Here is a 16958-nt window from a genome sequence, read left to right on the forward strand (position 1 = left end):
TGTGTATATAGAAATCGTCGTAAACGATTAAACCTGCGGTTTAATTTACTTGCTGGCATATACAATTTAGATTGGGTGAAAGATAAACAATTAAATTGATTGAAAAATGATTTATGAAGGAAGTCTAATGACTTTCGAAAAATCTAATTTGTGGCAGTCCATTTTTGATGATAAGTAAAATTAAGACGAATTCCATAATTGATAATCCAGTCAGTATTAGTGCTGAATTAAAACTATATTTAATAGATTCTTGAACATAAGAGTAACTCACATACTGGATTATAGTGATAAAGATAAACATCACTAATATTTTGGTATATTTTGCTTTTATGATTAGTAATGGCTCTTGATTCATTCTTTTGTGTAATATTGTTTGTTGTGGCAGTATGATATTTAAAGCATAAAAAATCACCCTAAAAGGGTGATTTTTTTGACTTTTGAATAAGTTTTAAAACTTATTTTTCAACGCCAGCAGCTTGACCTGCATATTTAGCGTTTGCATAGTCCCAGTTCACTAGGCTTTCTAAGAAAGTAGAGATGTATTTAGGACGAGCGTTACGGAAGTCGATGTAGTAAGCGTGTTCCCAAACGTCGATAGTCAACACAGCAACTTTACCGTGAGCAAGTGGAGTGTCAGCATTTGAAGTTTTAAGGATAGAAAGGTTGCCGTTTACTTCGTCAGCAACTAACCAAGCCCAACCTGAACCGAATTGAGTTGCAGCAGCATTTGCAAATTCTTCAGCGAATTTTTCGTAAGAACCGAAAGCTTCGTCGATTTTAGCTGCTAAAGCGCCAGTAGCTTTACCGCCACCGTTTTTAGCCATACAGTTCCAGTAGAATGTGTGGTTCCATACTTGGGCTGCATTGTTGAAGATACCAGCTTTAGAAGCATCGCCTTTAACAGCAGTGATGATTTCTTCTAAAGTTTTGCCAGCAAGGTCAGTACCTTCAATTGCTTTGTTTAGATTAACCACATAAGTATTGTGGTGTTTGTCGTGATGGTATTCTAAAGTTTCTTTGCTGATGTGCGGAGCAAGATCTTCGTAACCGTAAGGTAACGCTGGTAAAGTAATCGTTGTCATGTTTTCAATTCCTTGCATTTTGCTGGGTTTTGACATTAAGTGCCGTTATTGTAATAGATTCTTGCAGTAAAATGCGCATTGCTTATAAATAACAATACAGAATAAAGCCTGAAAATATACGTATAAGGACTGAGCCAAAGACCAAGACGATTTAAATTAAATCGGGTTGTTTAATTCGAAATAACTATACTCAATATTGAACTGTTCTGAAATAGCTTTTGCGAGTCGTTGTACACCATAACGCTCGGTTGCATGATGTCCACATGCATAATAATGCACGTTTAATTCTTCAGCCTCATAAAAAGTGCGTTCACTCACTTCACCTGAAATGTACGCATCACAATCTAATGCAGCCGCCTTGCCAATAAAGTCCTGTGCGCCACCCGTACACAAACCAATTTTTTGAATCGATGGTTTATCTGCCGGTAGGTGAATGGCATCAAATCCTAATTTTTCAGAAACGAAGTCTTTAAACGCCGCTGGAGTCATTGCTTGTTTTAAATAACCAACATTACCAATAGGATTGCGCTCAGTAGGATCTAAGGCTTCAATATTCTCTAATTCGAGCAAATCTGCTATCGCTGCATTATTACCTAAAGTAGGGTGACTATCTAAAGGTAAGTGATAGCCAACTAATGAAATATCTTTTTTGATCAGGCTTTTGATTCGTTTGCCACGCATACCTGTGATTGGGTAAGCTTCACCTTTCCAAAAATAACCATGGTGTACCAATAGCAAATCAGCTTTTGCTGCTATCGCGGCTTCAATCGCTGTTTGTGACGCGGTAACTGAACATAAAATTTTATGCACTTCTGCTGAGCCTTCAATTTGCAAGCCGTTGGGAGCATAGTCCTTAAATTCATGTGCTTTGAGTGTGCTATCACACCATTGAATAATTTCACTTAACTGAGCCATATACTGTCCAAAATCTCAAAAAGATGCATCAAAATTTACGATTGTTTAAATTGTAACTAAAGAATCACAAATCTCTGTGTTTATTTTTAAGTTTGTTGAAAATATTACATTACAATACGATATAAATTATTTAGCCATCAATGAATTATAAAATTTAGAGGATATAGACGTGCGTCGGACCTTTACATGGTTACCTTGGGTATTATTAATACTTGTGATCATCGGTTTCTTTACATGGCAACAGGTTCAAAAACCTAAAGCACCCATTGCCCCAGATGGGGTCAAAATGCCTGCAGAAAAGGTTGAGCCCCTCATTGATACGTCGCGTACAGGCGGTGTAGTTTCGTATAGTGCTGCGGTAAAAGTTGCGGCTCCAGCGGTTGTCAATATTTTCACTACGCAAAAAGTGAAACAATTGGATCATCCTTTATTAAATGATCCGGTTTACCGTGAGTTTTTTGGTAATCAACTTCCAGATCAAACCAATCAAAACGAAAATAGTTTAGGTTCTGGTGTGATTGTTCGTCCAGATGGCTATATTTTGACGAATAACCATGTGATTGCGCAGGCCGATCAGATCGTTGTGGCTTTACATGATGGTCGCCGTGCTGAAGCGAAAGTTGTAGGTACAGACCCAGATACAGACTTAGCTGTGATTAAGATTGAAATGAGTCAATTACCGGTTTTGCCATTTAAGCTAAGTGGCAATGAAGTCGGTGATGTCGTCCTAGCGATTGGTAACCCTTTTGGCGTGGGTCAGACGGTTACGCAAGGGATTATCTCAGCTACAGGTCGTTCAGATTTGGGAATCAACACTTACGAAGACTTTATTCAAACAGATGCGGCGATCAACCCCGGCAACTCTGGTGGTGCTTTAATTGATGTTGCAGGGAACTTAATTGGTGTAAATACCGCGATCTTCTCGCAGTCAGGTGGCTCTTTGGGGATTGGTTTTGCCATTCCTGCAAAAGTGTGCCAACAAGTGCTGAACGCTATTTTAAAAGATGGGCGAGTGGTACGTGGTTGGTTAGGTATTAGTTTACTTCCAATTAAACAAGAAAATATTTTAGATCCACGGGTGAATGGCGTGATTGTCGCAGATGTCATTCGCAATGGACCTGCAGCACAAGCAGGTTTAAAACGTGGTGATAAAATCATGAAAGTGAATAATGAGCTAATTACCTCGACTTCGCATTTAATCAACTACGTTGCACAACAAGCGCCATTGAGCACTATGCAAATTGACATTGAGCGAGACGGAAAGGTGATGACATTACCTGTACAAGTGGGAGAGCGTAAACCGCAAACTCAAAACAGTGACTCGCAATATATTCCATTACCCCGCTAGCATAGAAAATCCCTCGTCATGAGGGATTTCTTTTGAGTACCTTTTTTTGTATATCGCTTTGAAGAGCATCGTTTGCGCCAAACAATGCGCTTTGTAATTGAAATATCAATTACAAAAATGCATTGCACGCTTTGCTGAATTTGGCTTAATTTATAAGCAATAATAATCAGATAAGCGTATAAGAATATGAGCTTTTTACCCGCTGAACATGCCAAAGTTTTATCCAGTCAAGCCAATTTAGATATCGCCTTATATAAGACACGTTTGGCTTTGCTGATTGAGGAAAATGCCAAACAGGGGAATACCGCCGTATTTACGGTTTTACCCAAGCATTTAGCTTTAGAAGAGATTCGAAGTTTATCTGCTGAGCTTACAGAATTGGGATATCAAGTTCGATTTGAAGTGAATGAATTCTTCTATAATTTTAATGTCTACTGGATTTGATTCGGGATTCACTGCATTTAAGGTCGTAAGTTAAAAACAAGATGAAACCCTTTAGAAAACCACGCTAAGCGTAGTTTTCTAAAACTGTTTTATAACGCAGTATCTTATTCAGATTTTTGATAGTCGTTAATGACTTCAAGCGCCGCACGAAAGGCTTCTTGAGTCGCTGGTGCACCACAATATGGCAAACTATGAAGTAATACTTCCTGAATTTCTTCTACAGTCGCCCCGTTATTTAAAGCACCTCGGACATGACCTTTGAGTTCTGTCGGACTTTTTTGTGCTGTTAAAAATGCAATAGTAATCAGTGAGCGATATTTACGGGGTAAAACGCCTTCACGCTGCCAAGTTGAACCCCATGCATGCTCATTAATCCAATCTTGCAAAGGTTGAGTAAATGGCACGGTATTGTCTTGAGCACGTTTAACGAAACTTTCACCCATAACTTCAGTACGAACTTTTAAGCCATTTTCATAATCTTGTTGTGACATGTAGCAAACCCTCTGTGATGTAATTTTGCAGTACAGCCTATACCTTTGACTCTGCGATACCATTGGCTGATGGTCGTATAAAAAAGCCATCCCATTGTTTAACAGTGGAATGGCTTTTATTTTGAGAAAAATAAAGCTCAAAATCGATGAAGAAGTTGATTAATAACGCAGGAAGGCTTCTGGTTCATCATCAGTGTGTTGTTGCTTTTTCACTTCTGGTGAAATGGTTAAATGTGGATTGGATAGCTCAAGTTCGTGGATGAGCTGCATGTCAAATACATCTGTGAGCATACTGTCATAGCGTTGAATGTTGTAAGTGCTGAGCTGTTCAGCTTCGGAGGCAGTAATGACTTTTTGTGCAATTGCATCGGCTATATGTGCTTCAAAAGTTAAACCTTTGAATTGACCTTTAGATTCAGCTTTTTTAAATTGGTTCCACAGCGGTTCAATTTTTAACAGTTGTAAAAAGGCATTTTCCATACGACCAGAAACTTCATCTGCTGCTGTGCTGTAATACACGTGCTTTTTCAGTTCTTGGCGGAAAGTATTGTCTAGCATCATTTGAGTGGCAACTTCACGTTTTAAACGGTCTGTCGGTTTAGCAACAACTCGTCCAAACGGAAAGCAGATGATTTTTACTATACTTGCGGCTAGTCGCATTGGGAAGTTGTCAAATAAGCCCTGGAAAGCTTTTTCAACATTGTACAAAGCTTTATCTAATGCAAGTTGCGCATGTAATTGTTCAGCTTCACTTCTTTGACCTTGTTCATAATATTTAAGAATAGCCGTCGCGATAAATAAATAAGAGTGAATGTCTGCAAGTCGGCCAGAGAGCATTTCTTTACGTTTAATATCGCCGGCTAAAAGGCCAAGACACATATCTGCAGTCAGCGCGAAATCGGCACTGAATCGATTAATTTTTTTATAGTAGGGGCGACTAAATTCATCCGCTGAAGCAGGTGAGTCTGATGGGCCACCAGTGAACGCATAAGCAAAGGCACGTGCAGTTCGGTTAAAAGTATAGCCCAAGTGCTTAAAGAGCATTTCGTTGAATGTATTGAGTGCAGCGTTTTTATCTTCGGCTTGAAGTAATTGTAGCTCTTCAAATAAATATGGATGACAACGCATGGAGCCTTGTCCAAAAATCATCAGAGAGCGACTTAGAATATTGGCACCTTCGACAGTAATTGACACAGGAATGGCCTGATAATTCAAAGCTAAAAAATTACGAGGCCCCATTTGCACGGCACGTCCACCGACGATGTCCATGCCATGATTCACCACTTTCCGCATGGTTTCAGTGGCATAGTATTTGGCCATTGCAGTCATTACAGCAGGTTTGCCGCCTTGGTTTAAACCACAAGTCACCAAATAGCGAAATGCTTCAAGCATATAAGCGTCTGATGCGATATCACTCGAAGCTTCTTGTACACCTTCAAAATTACCTACAGAAATTTTAAACTGCTGACGAACTTTGGCAAATGCACCAACATTTAAATATGCCATTTCTCCGGCTGCCGTTGACAAAGCTGGGAGTGAAATGCCACGACCAACCGCTAAACATTCCATCAGCATACGCCAGCCTTTGCCGGCATTTTCAATCCCTCCAATGATCCAGTCTAAGGGAATAAAGACATCTTTGCCTTCAACTGTACCATTCATAAACGGAGAGCCTGGATTATGACGTGGACCTGTAATGACACCCTCATGACTCGCCGGTAGCAGTGCACAAGTGATGCCATATTCAGTTTTATTTCTATCTCCCAATAATCCATCTGGATCGTATAGTTTAAATGCTAGACCAATGACGGTGGCAATCGGTGCAAGGGTAATCCAGCGTTTAGAGAAATTCATGTTTAAGCCGAGCACTTGTTGTCCCTCAAAGGTGCCATAACAGACGACACCTGTATCTGGAATAGCGCCTGCATCTGAGCCGGCTTCAGGGCTAGTGAGACCAAAACATGGAATTTCTTCACCTTTGGCAAGGCCTGGGAGATATCGATCTTTTTGTGCTTCAGTACCATAGTGTAGTAGCAATTCCCCGGGTCCAAGCGAGTTGGGCACCATACAACTGACTGCGGCAGTCAGTGAGCGGGATGCAATCTTGCTCATGACACGGCTTTGTGCAAATGAGCTAAATTCACGGCCTCCATACGATTTTGGAATCACCAATCCTAAGAAACCATTATCTTTGATGAATTGCCAAGCTTCTGGTGGGAGGTCTTTATGTTTATGGTGAATATCCCACTCGTTGAGCATGTCACAAAGTTGCTCGACTTCATTATCAATGAAGGATTGTTCTTCAGCACTAAGCTGAGGATAGGGATAAGCCTCAAATTTTTTCCAATCAGGCGCGCCCATAAATAGCTCTTTTTCCCACCAACTTGTTCCTGCATCCAACGCTTCACGTTCCGTAGTACTCATACTCGGCATCGCATTTGCTAAGGTTTTATAGGCAGGTTTGGTGAGCAGATTGAGCCTCAGTGGGTCAATCAACACAATTAAACTTAAAGCAATAAGCGGGATGCCAAGTATCAATGACCATGGGCTTAAAAAGGCGAGTGCAATTGAAACAAATATCAGTGTTATTGCGCCTACAGCACGTGAAAGTTCAAAGAAAAAAACGGCCCAAAGAGCAAAAATCAAGAGTACGGCACTGAGTATAAATAGCATTTGTTATGGCTCCAGTGACAAGGGCCAGAGCGTTATGCGTTTAAAACAGCCTACATGCGTTTAAAAATGATCTCATCTTTTGTCTTTCTGATTTTAAAGTGCATGAGACTGTCAAAATGGCATCACTCGGCTGGTGAGTATGATTGGACAATTGCGCGAATATAATGAAAGCGCAAATAAAGTGTTATCAATAGATTGATTAATAAATAATCACAACACAATCCCTATCGGGCAAAGAAATGTCACATTACGTAAACTTGGATGATTCGATATATTGGATACCGTTTAAAGGAACGCACTATTTTCGAAAGATCTTATATTGGTAAATGAATTGGGCTGAGTGTGAAAGCCATAAAAAAGCCCTCAATCAATGAGGGCTTTTAATTTGAGATGTTTTAAATCTAAGAGTGATTAAGCTTCAATCGTTTGAACTGCAATTTTCTTTGCAGGATCAGTTTTACGACGTACCGCAGGCACTGGCTCACCATAGTATTGACGGTCAGCAAAGTAACTTGAACGGACCATTGGTGCAGCCCAAATGTTTTTGAAACCAAGCTTTTGGCCATGTGCAGTGTAACGCTCAAATTCTTCTGGGCTTACAAAACGGTCAATCGGGGCATGTTCTTTAGAGGGCTGTAAGTACTGACCAATGGTGACATAGTCAACATCGTGTGCTTTTAAGTCATCTAATAACGCGATCACTTCTTCTTCAGTTTCACCAATACCGACCATCAAACCACATTTAGTTGGTACATCTGGGCAGTATTCTTTAAACATTTTTAATAAGTTTAGAGAGTGTTGGTAGTCAGAGCCCGGACGCATTGCTTTATACAAACGTGGCACGGTTTCAATGTTGTGGTTAAACACATCAGGTGGACACTCCGTCATAATACGAAGGGCAACATCCATACGACCACGGAAGTCAGGAACTAGAATTTCCAAAAGTGTTTTTGGACTCAAGTCACGAGCTTCTTTAATACAGTCAACAAAGTGCTGTGCGCCGCCATCAACTAGGTCATCACGGTCGACCGACGTAATTACGGCATATTTCAAACCAAGATTGGCAATGGTTTCTGCCATGTGACGTGGTTCATCTGGGTCAAGAGCATTGGGACGACCATGCGCAACGTCGCAGAATGGGCAACGACGAGTACAGATATCGCCCATAATCATAAAGGTTGCAGTACCGCCACCGAAACATTCAGGTAAGTTCGGGCAAGCCGCTTCTTCACACACGGTATGTAATTTTTGTGCGCGCAAAGTTGTTTTAATACGTTGAACTTCATCAGGGGCAGCCATTTTGACCCGAATCCAGTCAGGCTTACGAGGCGTTTCAACCGTTGGCACGACCTTCACAGGTATGCGAGCGACTTTTTCTGCGCCACGAAGTTTTACACCCTGTACAGGTTTACGGTTCTCAGACATATTCAACTTTTCCACTGTTTTTGACGAGGAGATATTCAAAAAATTAGCTCAATCATTATAGCGGACTTGAGCTTAAATAGGGGGAAAACGATATTCATATAATAAATGTGGTTATCACATAATATATGTGAGCTAAATATCCAAAAAAGTTAGGATATACGTCATAATACAGCCTAGATTAAAGAATATTTGTAAAGGAGCGTTGAATGCCACGTAAGAAAGAGGTCGTTAGTGGAACTTTCGTGAAATACGATGCGGTAGTTCTGGGTTCTGGCCCTGCGGGTGAAGGCGCTGCAATGAAACTTGCTAAATCAGGTAAGCGAGTTGCAATTGTAGATATGCGTGAACAGCTTGGTGGTAACTGTACCCATGTAGGAACAATTCCAAGTAAAGCATTGCGTCAGACCGTTTCAAGCATTTTACGTTACCAACGTGACCCTATGTTCCAAAAAGTCGGTGAATGGAAACAGTTCACGATGAAACAGGTGTTACGTAATGCGCATAAAGTGATTCAACAACAAGTTGAAACTCATTCACGTTTTTATGACCGTAATAAAATTGATATTTTCCACGGCCGTGCGTATATCCAAGATCAAAACACTGTTTTGATTTTTAGCAATGAAGGTATGACGGAAACTTTAGTATTCCAGCAATTAGTGATTGCTACAGGTTCACGTCCTTACCGTCCAGCTGCTTTAGACTTTAATCATCCTCGCGTATTTGATTCAGACAAAATTTTGGATCTGGATTATTCAATCCAAAAAATCATCATTTATGGTGCAGGTGTGATTGGTTGTGAATATGCGTCTATCTTTATTGGTCTAGACCACAAAGTTGACTTGATCAATACACAACACAAATTACTCAGCTACTTAGACGATGAAATTTCAGATGCATTGTCATATCGTTTACGTGAGCAGGGTGTATTGATTCGCCACAACGAACAGATTGATCATCTTGAAACACATGATGATCATGTGGTTCTGCACTTGCAAAGTGGTAAGAAAATTAAAGCCGACGCGATTTTGTGGTGTAACGGCCGTTCTGGTAATACAGATGGTTTAGGCCTAGAAAATGTAGGCATCAAACCAAACAGCCGTGGTCAATTAACCGTGAATGATCAATATCAAACTGAAGTAGAGAATATCTTTGCTGCGGGTGATGTAATCGGTTGGCCTTCACTTGCATCTGCTGCATATGACCAAGGTCGCTGTGCCGGTTCTAACATGAGCGGTGAAGAAGGAATTGCACCTGTAACGGATATTCCTACAGGTATTTATACAATTCCTGAAATTTCTTCGATTGGTAAAACTGAACAACAGTTAACTGAAGAAAAAATTCCGTATGAAGTGGGTCAGGCATCTTTCCGTCATTTGGCACGTGCACAAATTACCGGTGATACCGTGGGCGAGCTTAAAATCTTGTTCCATCGTGATACTTTAGAAATTTTAGGCGTTCATTGCTTCGGTAATAATGCTGCGGAAATTATTCACATTGGTCAGGCCGTGATGAACAGCCCGAACAATACGATTAAATATTTCGTAGAAACCACATTTAACTATCCGACTATGGCGGAAGCGTACCGTGTGGCAACATTGAATGGTATGAACCGTTTATTCTAAGGCTAAATTGAACTTAGAATGTACAATGAAAGACCCGTAAGTTTCGGCTTGCGGGTTTTTTATGGTAAGAATAAAGTGTATGCAAAATATACATTCAATCCACTTATAATCATCAGCATTTCCAACTCATTTTAGGTAGCTTATGACGATCCGTTCAGTGACCATTCAAGGTTTTCGATCTATTCATCATATGAATCTGACCTTATCGCGTCTGAATATCGTCAGTGGTCCGAATGGTTGTGGTAAATCCAATCTATATAAAGCTGTACGTCTCCTGCATGAAGCTGCAAATGGCCAATTATCCCAAGCTATTGCAAATGAGGGCGGGATTCAAAAAATCATGTGGGCAGGTGGTCACCGTGCGGGTGATCGATCGAAAGACCCTAAGCGCATGAAGCTTGCAGTGGAGATGGAGCATTATGAATATCAACTTGAAATAGGTTTTCCTGAACCGCTCATCACCTTGTTTGCACTCGATCCTTTGGTCAAAGTAGAAGGAATTTGGTTAAGCGGTTATCAACGTCGAAAAATGAGCGAGTTGTTAGAGAGAACCAACCAAGCGGCATTTCTTAAAAATGTTGATGAAGAACGGATTGCTTATCCGATGTCTTTAACACCTGAAGAGTCGGTGTTTGGACAATTGTCCGATCCACATTTATATCCCGAAGTTTCACAAGTGCGTGAAACTATGAAAAACTGGCGCTTTTATCATGAGTTTTCAGTCAGTGGAAATTCACCGATTCGTGTCCCACAGGTGGGGATTCGTTCGCCAGTTTTAGCGCATGATGGTACAAATTTAGCCGCAGCTTTTGAAACCTTGCGTGAGCGAGGTAACAGTGAAACCTTGTTTGAAGTACTAGAAAAAGCCTTTCCGCAGACCCAATTTTATGTGCAGGAAATGGGTGGGCGCTTTCAAATGATGATGCAAAAGCAAGGGATCTTAAGACCTTTGGAAAGTGCCGAATTTTCAGATGGGACTTTACGGTTTTTGTGTTTAGCTGTGGCTTTATTGAGTCCAAGACCCCCAAATTTTATGGCACTGAATGAGCCAGAAAATAGCTTACATCCCGATTTATTACCTGCCTTGGCGATGCTGATTGCCGAAGCAAGTCGCTATACGCAGCTTTGGTTGACCACACATTCCAATGAACTGGTTGAAATGATCAAACAGTATAGTGATGTGCAGCATTATCAACTAGATCAAGTCGAGGGGAAGACCGTGGTCAAGGGTGCAAGCTTAATCGATGAGGATTAGATTATTCCTTTAGCTATAGTTTTTTTTGCTTAAGTTTAAAAAGGTAGAAAAGTTAAAAAAGCATAATAGCCGATAAAACTGCTTATTAAGCTAAACCAGACTGGCAGCTTGCTGCGAAGTAAAGCAATAACGACGACAACAAATATAAAGTCCGTCCATTGAATGATGTATTTCTGGCTCATTTGAAATAGTAGACACAGTAATAGACCGACGACAGCAGCATTGATTATTTTTAAGGTGCCGAAAAGCATCGGGTATTTCATCAACTTATTCCAAAACGGTAATAAGCCAAACAATAATAAAAATGATGGTAAAAATATCGCCACAGTCGCGAGTACAGCATTTAAGAGTAGCACATCAGTCATGGGTAAAAGTGTGCCGAGATAGGCGGAGAAACTAAACAAAGGTCCCGGCATGAGTTGCGCAAGGGCATAGCCTAAGTCAAAATTTTCATTACTGATCAGTCCTGTAGAGACAAAGTCCTGATGTAAAAATGGCAAAATAATATGTCCACCACCAAAGACGAGGGATGCTGTGCGGTAGAAGCTTTCTAAGCTGAATGCCAATACATTGCTATGTTGTATATCGAAGAATGGCAGAACGAAAAAAGGGCTGATAAAGGCGAGAAGCCATAGCCAAGAGGTGCGAGTATTTTCATGTGCATTCTGGCTAAAATTGTCATGTTTGGGTGGAACTGTTTCGGCGATATTTGGCTTTTTGATGTGCAAGTTATTTGACGATATAACTAAACCGATAATTGCAGCAGCTAGAATCACCAAAACTTGATTTAGAGAAAACTGAAAGAAATAAATAAAAAATGCAGCCAAGAGCATGACCAGATACTGAAATTTTGTTTTACAAAAGCTTCGCATCATTTGCCAAAACGCCCATGCAACAACGGCTAGTACAATTAACTGAATAACATGAAAGAATAAAGTTGAGAGTTGATCGCTCAGTTTTAAGCTTAAAATCGCCGCAGCACACATCAGTAGGGCTGAAGGTAAAGTAAAGCCTAACCACGCAAAACAAGCACCTTGATAGCGGTTGAGTTGAAATCCAATTGCCATGCCGAGCTGGCTACTGGTTGGGCCTGGAAGGACTTGAGCCAAGGCAAGCAAATGCGCATATTCATGCTCCGTTATCCATTTTTCTTGTTTCACAAAATACTGAAAAAACAACACCAAATGTGCCGCAGGTCCACCAAATGCAATACAGCCTAATCTTAAAAAGGTGAGAAAGATGACAAGGTTTCGTTGTGGTTTGGACTGGCTCATGCGTTACCAATATTTAAAATCAAAAGTAAGGTTATGAATTTCTAAAGGATAAAATTATGAAAGTTAAAAGATCTTAAAGGCTGATTATTGCAGGAGTATGTAAATCCTGCTTCAAAAATATTTTGAAGTGCTTAGCAGGGAAAAAGATAATTGGACGAAGTGACATAGTGCTGTCCCACATGCACATGGCGTCGGTTTCCGCCGCTGATTAGCATCAGCACATACACATAAAAAATTGTCTAAAAATGACTTCTCCAAAATCAGACACCTTATCAGAAATTTTGAGCGCTTTATTGAAGTGGTTGATGAGTGGCATTGCATCGTTACTTTCAATCATGGCATTTGCAGATGATCAGCTACTTGCTTCACAAGCATTAGCAAGTTATACAGATCAAAACAGTTGGCAGGGCATTCAGCACTATCTACCCAAAGAATACCATTTAACAGAAACGCAGCGACCCAAAGAAGAGTGGTGGAGTTGGCAGGGTCATACTGTTCACTTAGATACTTATCGGAATCCACAGGCAAAAGTGAAGGTGATTCTGTTTCATGGTGTGGGAACAAATGGTCGACAAATGTCGATGATTTTGGGTCATCCTTTGGCACAGCGTGGCTATGAAACTATCGCTATTGATATGCCTAGTTATGGCCTAACTCAAGTCAAAAAGGGCTCAAAAATTCGTTATGATGATTGGGTTCAAGCAGGCAATGACCTCATTGAAGCCGAGCTACAAAAAGATCATCGTCCTATCGTTTTGTATGGGCTCAGTGCAGGTGGTATGTTGACTTATCACGTGGCGGCAAAGAATAAAAAGGTCAAAGGCATCGTCGGTATGACCTTTCTAGATACTTCAAATAAAACCGTGCGTGATCAAGTCTCTTTGAATAAATTTATGAGCCGCGTGGGCAGTCCAATGGCTCATGTGACAGCACATATACCATTATCAGCATTGCCAATGCCGATGCGTTGGGTAAGTAAAATGCATCGCTTGGTGAATAATGACGCAGCATTGCAGGTCTTCTTAAAAGATAAAACATCCGCAGGGAATAGTGTATCGGTTAAATTTCTAGATTCGTATTTATATTATAAAAATGACACGCCACCGGAGCAGTTTAATGTCTGCCCAATTCTACTGACACAGCCTGAACAAGACCGCTGGACGCCTTTGGCTTTAAGTCAGCCATTTTTAGCACGGATTCATCAAGTTCCAGTCGATGTCGTGCTGTTGAAAAATGCAGGACATTATCCTTTGGAACAGCCGGGACTTGAGCAAATGGTCAATGCAATAGATGCGTTTTATCAAAAAGTCACGCAATAATCTGTTGAAAGCGTGATGCGTAATTCATACCAACATAGATATAAAAAAACCGCCAGAAGGCGGTTTTTTTATTGGGACTTTATCGTGGAAATATTTAAGCAAAATGACCATGTTGAAAATCATAAAATGCCTGACGTATTTCATCTTCAGTATTCATGACGAATGGTCCATGTGCCGCAATCGGTTCATTTAAAGCTTCGCCACTTAAAATAAGCAGTTTGGTTGCTTCAAAAGATTTAAGTTTCAAGGACGATACTTGGTCACTGACATATAAAGTCTGTTTCGCATCAAAGCGTTGACCTTCAATTTCGATCGCCCCACTTAATACAAAAATCATGTTATTCCAATGTGGGTTGAATGAAAATTCCTGTTCAGCATTTGCATTCAAGCGCACATCCAATACATTCATCGGGCTAAAGGTTTCAGCTGCGCCCAATGTATCTTCAAATTGGCCAGCAATGACGCGTACCACGCCTGCATTTTGTGCAAGTTTAACTTCAGTAATGTTTGCTGTAGTCAGTTCTTGGTAGCGAGGTTCAGTCATTTTGGCATGACTAGGTAAATTGACCCAAAGTTGTACCATGTCTAAATTTCCGCCTGTTTTGGTAAAATCTTTAGAATGATGTTCTTCATGCATAATGCCTCGACCTGCGGTCATCCATTGCACTTCGTCTTTGGCAATACTGCCGTGATTTCCTTTAGAGTCAAAATGCTCTAATTCACCTTCATAAACAATGGTTACTGTTTCAAAGCCACGATGTGGATGTGATCCAACACCACGTTGATGATGACTTGGAGAGAAGTGATATTGGCCGGTATAGCCCATAACGAGAAATGGACTGATTTGATTGCCCATTTCTTGCATAGGGAGCATAGAGTTTGTTGGGAAGCCATCGCCCACCCAAGTCCTACGATCACTATGATAAACACGTTTGATTGAATTCATAATTCAGCCCTCAATTTATTGCTTCTGAGATCTATTATTGAGGTATAGTGAGGGAATGACAGGGCGAAAAACTCAACAGATTATTCTAAAAATGAAACAATCATGCAAAATTTAAATGACTATTACTATTTCGTGCAAGTGGTGAAATACCAAGGTTATACCAAAGCCAGTGAAGCATTAGGTATTACAAAATCTAAGCTATCACGCCGTATCACAGAATTAGAGACCCGTTTGGGGGTGCGTTTGATTCAGCGTAATACGCGTAAATTTACAGTAACTGAAATAGGACAACAGTTCTATTTGCATTGCTTAAAAATTTTAGAGGAAGTCAGCGAAACGGAAAACTTTGTGCTTAGTACGTTGAATGACCAACTCTGTGGCCAAATTAAAATCTCTTGTCCTGTGGCTTTGGTGGAAATGCCTGTTGCCAAAATGGTCACTGATTTTATGCAGCAATATCCAGACATCAGTGTGCATCTGATGGCGACCAATCATCGGGTTGATGTTATCGAGGAAGGCGTAGATTTAGCCATTCGTGTGCGTAATATACCTTTATTGGATAGTGATTTGATCGTTCGAGATTTAGATGCTTGGGATCATGTTTTGGTGGCATCGCCACAACTTTTCTTAGAGCGTGAAATGCCACAGCAATTGGCTGATATTCAAAATTTTCCGTGTATTGGTTTTGACCGGCCTAAACATTTTTGGGATTTCCGACATCGTGAAAAAAGTGAAACTCAACAAATTGAATTTCATCCACGCTTAAGAACTGACAGTTTTAGTGCGATGATTTCTGCTGCTCTTTCTGGCGTGGGAATCGCATCTTTGCCCAAAGTGTTTGTACGTGATGCTTTAAAAAGTGGTGAGTTAATTGAACTGTTTCCTGAATGGCAATTGCCGCAAGGGGTCATCCATGTTGCCTACGCGACACGACAAGGCATGCTGCCGGGTGTGCGTGCGATGTTAGACCATTTGATTTCAGGTTTTAAGGCCTTAGATATAGATCATCCGTAATTTGAGCAGTGTTCTTATTGTTTTAAAATTTTAATTATTTGGAGTTATTGCTCAAACACGGATTTTGCTGGGTTATTTATTTTTTATTGTTGGCATGAAGTTCAACATTAGTATGGTCGTCCTCCTGCTAGGCTAATTCGCTTTAATAAGCGGCGTTGGTCTGAAGGGAAAGGGCGGCGTGAGTGTAAAGTGGCTTGGTTATCCCAAAATACAATGTCACCTTCTTCCCATTGATGTTCATATCGAAACTCAGGTTTCAATAAATGTTCACGTAAAGATGCAATCAATTCACTGCCGGACTGATCATCATAATGAACCAATTCCACTTCAGAACGTTCATTTAACCACAGCCCTTTACGGCCACTTTCTGGATGGGTACGTACAAGCGGATGTGGATAGGCATGTCCAACAATCGGTTGGTCTTTGAAACGATATAGCGGTGTAGCGCCATAGCCCGTTGTGCCTTTATTGTTTTTGGCACGGACAAACGGGTTATAGGTAATGAGTTGAAGTTGGTCTAAATGTTTTTGTGTCGCTTCATCTAAAGCTTCATAGGCTTTAATGGTGTTATACCATGAGGTTTGTCCGCCGTCTTGTGGCAGTTCAATGGCATAGAGTAATGAACCAAAAGATGGCAGTGGAGTCCACTGATGATCTGCATGCGCAGCCAATTCACCATGTCCAGTATAGTCACCTTTGCCGACTGCATTTGAAACGAGTACCACGTCTGGTGGTGTACCGGTATCATCTTGTGACGCTAGCACAGGAATATCTGCACCGGGACGGAAGATTGAACCGAAATAACTTGCAAACGCGAGATACTGTAAATCATCTAGACTTTGATGTTTGAAAATTAAAATCAAGTGTTCTGCCAGCGCTTGTTTTAAACGATAGATGGTTTCCCCAGACTGTGCTTTACGCGCATCTAAACCATAAACCACAGCCCCCAAAGCTTGGTCATGTTGCGCTTCAATACGAATTTCATTGCCATCTTGAAATTGTTCTGCTTGATGCCAACGTGGAGCATCATGGATGGCTTGCGAAAGTTGAGTTAATGCGGTCATTTCATAAGTTCTCAATTTGTTCTTTATTGAGACTTAATCTATGGAAGAAAGCACAGGATGGAAAATTAAAAAATAAGCTAAGTTTA

At 40.7% G+C, this 16958-nt stretch carries 14 protein-coding genes; 6 read left to right on the plus strand and 8 right to left on the minus strand.

What is annotated here, in order from left to right:
- Positions 1 to 455: 455 nt before the first annotated feature.
- Positions 456 to 1082, minus strand: a complete 627-nt coding sequence (locus FTT85_RS09030) for a superoxide dismutase (RefSeq protein ID WP_078192384.1) — start codon at positions 1080 to 1082, stop codon at positions 456 to 458.
- 156 nt (positions 1083 to 1238) lie between these two features.
- Positions 1239 to 1997 (minus strand): Nif3-like dinuclear metal center hexameric protein, encoded by a 759-nt coding sequence (locus FTT85_RS09035; RefSeq protein WP_180183371.1) that lies wholly within the window; start codon positions 1995 to 1997, stop codon positions 1239 to 1241.
- Between the two features lie 169 nt (positions 1998 to 2166).
- On the opposite strand from FTT85_RS09035, the gene FTT85_RS09040 reads away from it, so the two are divergent.
- The gene (locus FTT85_RS09040) at positions 2167 to 3345 is read left to right on the plus strand and encodes a S1C family serine protease (RefSeq protein ID WP_180064993.1); all 1179 of its coding nucleotides are present in this window, start codon (positions 2167 to 2169) and stop codon (positions 3343 to 3345) included.
- A gap of 186 nt (positions 3346 to 3531) precedes the next feature.
- Complete coding sequence (locus tag FTT85_RS09045) at positions 3532 to 3789, plus strand: hypothetical protein (protein WP_078191893.1); 258 nt, start codon at positions 3532 to 3534, stop codon at positions 3787 to 3789.
- A gap of 104 nt (positions 3790 to 3893) precedes the next feature.
- On the opposite strand, the gene FTT85_RS09050 is transcribed toward FTT85_RS09045, so the two are convergent.
- The 3 genes from FTT85_RS09050 to lipA all read right to left on the minus strand — a co-directional run bounded on the left by FTT85_RS09050 (position 3894) and on the right by lipA (position 8378).
- A complete protein-coding gene (locus FTT85_RS09050; protein ID WP_005008801.1) occupies positions 3894 to 4280 on the minus strand; it encodes a carboxymuconolactone decarboxylase family protein in 387 nt (128 codons plus the stop codon).
- 159 nt (positions 4281 to 4439) lie between these two features.
- Entirely contained in the window at positions 4440 to 6953 is a 2514-nt protein-coding gene (locus tag FTT85_RS09055; RefSeq protein WP_180183372.1) for an acyl-CoA dehydrogenase, read from the minus strand.
- 411 nt (positions 6954 to 7364) lie between these two features.
- Complete coding sequence (lipA, locus tag FTT85_RS09060; protein ID WP_078190238.1) at positions 7365 to 8378, minus strand: lipoyl synthase; 1014 nt, start codon at positions 8376 to 8378, stop codon at positions 7365 to 7367.
- 206 nt (positions 8379 to 8584) lie between these two features.
- Between lipA and sthA the strand changes: the two genes are divergently transcribed.
- On the plus strand, positions 8585 to 10000 hold the full coding sequence (gene sthA / locus FTT85_RS09065) for a Si-specific NAD(P)(+) transhydrogenase (RefSeq protein WP_078190237.1): 1416 nt from the start codon (positions 8585 to 8587) through the stop codon (positions 9998 to 10000).
- A gap of 142 nt (positions 10001 to 10142) precedes the next feature.
- On the plus strand, positions 10143 to 11255 hold the full coding sequence (locus tag FTT85_RS09070; protein ID WP_111885530.1) for an AAA family ATPase: 1113 nt from the start codon (positions 10143 to 10145) through the stop codon (positions 11253 to 11255).
- Positions 11256 to 11290: 35 nt separating this feature from the next.
- Here FTT85_RS09070 and chrA read toward each other — a convergent pair whose 3' ends face one another.
- Complete coding sequence (chrA, locus tag FTT85_RS09075) at positions 11291 to 12529, minus strand: chromate efflux transporter (RefSeq protein WP_180183373.1); 1239 nt, start codon at positions 12527 to 12529, stop codon at positions 11291 to 11293.
- Between the two features lie 335 nt (positions 12530 to 12864).
- On the opposite strand from chrA, the gene FTT85_RS09080 reads away from it, so the two are divergent.
- Complete coding sequence (locus FTT85_RS09080; RefSeq protein ID WP_257232136.1) at positions 12865 to 13848, plus strand: alpha/beta hydrolase; 984 nt, start codon at positions 12865 to 12867, stop codon at positions 13846 to 13848.
- Positions 13849 to 13942: 94 nt separating this feature from the next.
- Here the strand turns inward: FTT85_RS09080 and FTT85_RS09085 are convergent, their stop codons facing one another.
- A complete protein-coding gene (locus tag FTT85_RS09085) occupies positions 13943 to 14794 on the minus strand; it encodes a pirin family protein (protein ID WP_180183375.1) in 852 nt (283 codons plus the stop codon).
- 102 nt (positions 14795 to 14896) lie between these two features.
- Here FTT85_RS09085 and FTT85_RS09090 point away from each other — a divergent pair, with 102 nt between their 5' ends.
- Positions 14897 to 15808: a LysR substrate-binding domain-containing protein gene (locus FTT85_RS09090; protein ID WP_180183376.1), complete on the plus strand. Its 912-nt coding sequence runs from the start codon at positions 14897 to 14899 to the stop codon at positions 15806 to 15808.
- Positions 15809 to 15915: 107 nt separating this feature from the next.
- Here the strand turns inward: FTT85_RS09090 and FTT85_RS09095 are convergent, their stop codons facing one another.
- Entirely contained in the window at positions 15916 to 16872 is a 957-nt protein-coding gene (locus FTT85_RS09095; protein ID WP_180183377.1) for a TauD/TfdA family dioxygenase, read from the minus strand.
- Between the last annotated feature and the right edge of the window lie 86 nt (positions 16873 to 16958).

Source organism: Acinetobacter sp. YH01020 (assembly GCF_013420275.1).
Taxonomy (GTDB): Bacteria; Pseudomonadota; Gammaproteobacteria; order Pseudomonadales; family Moraxellaceae; genus Acinetobacter; species Acinetobacter amyesii.